The sequence below is a fragment of the Flavobacterium sp. genome (genome assembly GCF_035456225.1).
Classification (GTDB): domain Bacteria; phylum Bacteroidota; class Bacteroidia; order Flavobacteriales; family Flavobacteriaceae; genus Flavobacterium.
Map to the genome: position 1 here is coordinate 1 of NZ_DATIDM010000030.1, position 3,444 is coordinate 3,444.

2 protein-coding genes are annotated in these 3,444 nt (G+C 40.2%); both read left to right on the plus strand.

Annotated elements, in window-relative coordinates; genetic code table 11:
- On the plus strand, positions 1 to 867 hold an 867-nt coding region (locus VLB74_RS01585; RefSeq protein ID WP_325201721.1), incomplete at its 5' end, for a glycoside hydrolase family 43 protein.
- Between the two features lie 37 nt (positions 868 to 904).
- A partial coding sequence (gene galB, locus VLB74_RS01590) for a beta-galactosidase GalB (protein WP_325201722.1) occupies positions 905 to 3,444 on the plus strand: 2,540 nt, incomplete at its 3' end.

Here is a 3,444-nt window from a genome sequence, read left to right on the forward strand (position 1 = left end):
GGAATCCCTTTCAATGACAATGGAGACCACTTTGGAATGGAAGATTATCATGTCATTTCGATGGATAACCCAAATGCAAAAGCCGTAGATAATGGAGTAGCCTTACACGTAAACGATGTCCCTTGGGCAGAAAAACAAATGTGGGCTCCGGATGCAGCTCATAAAGACGGAAAATATTATTTGTTCTTCCCTGCAAAAGCGCATGACGGAATTTTTAGAATCGGAGTTGCAATTAGCGACTCACCTACAGGCCCTTTTGTAGCTGAACCTAACCCGATAGAAGGAAGTTATTCCATAGATCCGGCAGTATTTGAGGATGAAGACGGTAGCTATTATATGTATTACGGAGGAATTTGGGGCGGACAGCTTCAAAAATTCCGCGATAATAAATTCGACACTAACAACGAAGAACCTTTGCCAAACGAGTATGCTTTGGGGCCAATTGTAGCAAAACTAACGGACGATTTAAAACAATTTACCGAAGAACCAAAAGAGATTCTTATTCTAGACGAAAACGGCAACCGTCTTCTTGCTGGAGATAATGAGCGACGCTTTTTTGAAGCTTCTTGGATACACAAATACAACGGAAAATATTATTTCTCCTACTCTACCGGAGATACCCATTTTATTTGTTATGCCACTGGAGACAATCCTTACGGACCTTTTACGTATCAAGGTCGTATTTTGAATCCGGTTGTGGGTTGGACATCACACCATTCTATCTGTGAAGTTAACGGAAAATGGTATTTGTTCTATCACGATTCCAGCCTTTCGAAAGGAGTGACTCATCTACGATCTATCAAAGTGACCGAATTAAAATACAATGAAGACGGAACTATAATTCCGATTGACCCTTACTTATCTTAAAATTTTTTTTTTGGCAAAATAAAAATGTACCATTATCATGAATTTGAAAACACTAAACAGAATATCAGTTAATCCAAAATATGCTGCCTTTTTAGTTTTTCTATTCCTGTTAAACATTTTCAGTTTACATGCTCAAAAACAATCGTACAAAAGAGAGCGTATCAGCATCAATGATTCTTGGCTATTTATGCGCTATAGCAAAAATCCGGACCATTTAATATATGATGTTCGCCCAAAAATTGAAGATACTAATGATAATAAAGTAGCCGATTCTAAACCTACTGAAGCAGTAAAAACAGAAGCAAAAGTACCTGTTTTAAAAGATTGGATTCTGCCAACAGCTAATGGTTTTATTAAGGACCCAACTAAAAAACACATCCGCCCCGAAGGAAACCCCGGTGTGAATTTTGCTTTTGTCAAAGAAAATTTTCAGGATAACGATTGGCAAAAAATAAACTTACCGCATGACTGGGCAATCAAAGAAGCCTTTTATACAGGAGACCAACCCGAAGTAGGTGGCGGAATGGGCAGATTACCAAGTCAAGGTGTGGCTTGGTATCGCAAAAAACTAACTATTGAACCAAATGACAAAGGAAAAGAAATCTATCTCGATATAGATGGTGCTATGTCGTATGCAATGGTTTGGCTCAATGGAAAACTAGTTGGAGGCTGGCCTTATGGTTACAACTCCTTCCGATTGAATTTGACTCCTTACATTAATTTTGGAGGAACAAACCAATTAGCAATCCGAATTGACAACCCCAATCATTCGGCGAGATGGTATCCCGGTGGCGGAATTTACCGCAACGTTTGGCTTGTCAAAACCGCTCCTGTCCATGTGGCACATTGGGGGACTTTTATAAAAACTCCTCAAGTTACAACTAATGAAGCTACTATAAATCTTTCATTGCAACTGCAAAATAATTCGGAAGCGGAACAAAGCATTGTCGCCAAAACACAACTTTACGAAGCAGATAATTTTGGCAAAGCCAAAAATAAAATAGTTGCTGTATTCCCAACCGAAAGTTTTAACGTAAAAACAAATGAGCAACAAACCAAAGAAATAGAAATCAAACTCAAAAACCCAAAGCTTTGGGGAGTTTATCCTTTGCAAAAGCAACATTTATACATCGCCAGAACACAACTTTTTATTGATAACAAACAAGTTGATGAATACGATACTCCTTTTGGAATTCGGAAAATTGAATTCAATCCAACCCAGGGAATACTTGTAAACGGAACAAAAATCAAAATCCAGGGAGTTAATCAGCACCATGATTTAGGCGCTTTGGGCGCGGCCTTCAATGTACGCGCAGCAGAACGGCAGTTGGAAATGTTACGCGAATTGGGCTGTAATGCCATTCGGTTATCGCACAATCCTCCGGCACCTGAATTATTGGATTTGACGGACAGAATGGGTTTTTTGGTTATCGACGAAGTCTTTGACAGCTGGGAACGCAAAAAAACACCGCACGATTTTCATTTGATTTTCCCGGATTGGCATGAAGCCGATACACGCTCCTTTATTCGTCGTGACCGCAACCATCCTTCGGTTATTGCCTGGAGTTTTGGCAATGAAGTGGGAGAACAATATACGAATGCCGAAGGAGCCAAAATTGCCAAAACACTTCACGACATTGTACACGAAGAAGACCCAACAAGACCGGCATCGGCATCACAAAATTTTGCCAAACCCGATATGCCTTTTTCTAAAGAAATGGACTTTATGAGTCTGAATTACCAAGGGGAAGGAATTAGGGATGCTCCGGCTTATGCACATTTGAAAGGAGGAATCAGAACCTCCCCCCTATACCCTGCTTTTCAGCAAAAGTTTCCTGAGAAAATGATAGTCAGCAGTGAAACAGCATCGGCATTGAGTACTCGTGGTTCCTATATTTTTCCGGTTGCCAAAGAAAATTCGGCCCCGGTGAGCGACACTACAGGTGGTAATCCAAAAACACAGGAAGTAAGTGCGTATGAATTATATACGGCTCAATTTGGTTCTTCGCCCGATAAAGTTTTTGCAACCCAAGACCGCTACCCTTTTGTGGCTGGAGAGTTTGTCTGGAGCGGATGGGATTATATCGGTGAGCCAACTCCGTATTATTCGGCTCGCAGTTCGTATTGCGGAATTATAGATTTGGCCGGATTCAAAAAAGACCGTTTCTATTTGTACCAATCCCGTTGGCGTCCTGATTTACCGATGGCTCATATTTTACCACATTGGAATTGGCAGGACAGAATTGGCCAAATCACTCCGGTTCATGTATTCACTTCGGGAGATGAAGCAGAATTATTCCTAAACGGCAAATCTTTGGGCAGAAAGAAAAAAGCAACTTTTGAATACCGTTTAAGATGGGATGATGTAGTTTACCAACCGGGAGAATTAAAAGTTGTTGTCTATAAAGAAGGGAAAAATTGGACTGAAGATGTGGTAAAAACTACCGAAAAAAAGTCAAAACTGCAAATAACAGCTGATCGTTCTATTATTAAAACCAATGGGGAAGATCTTGCTTTTGTCACAGTAAAAGTCACGGATAAAACCGGCTTAATGGTTCCAGATGCGAATAATTTAAT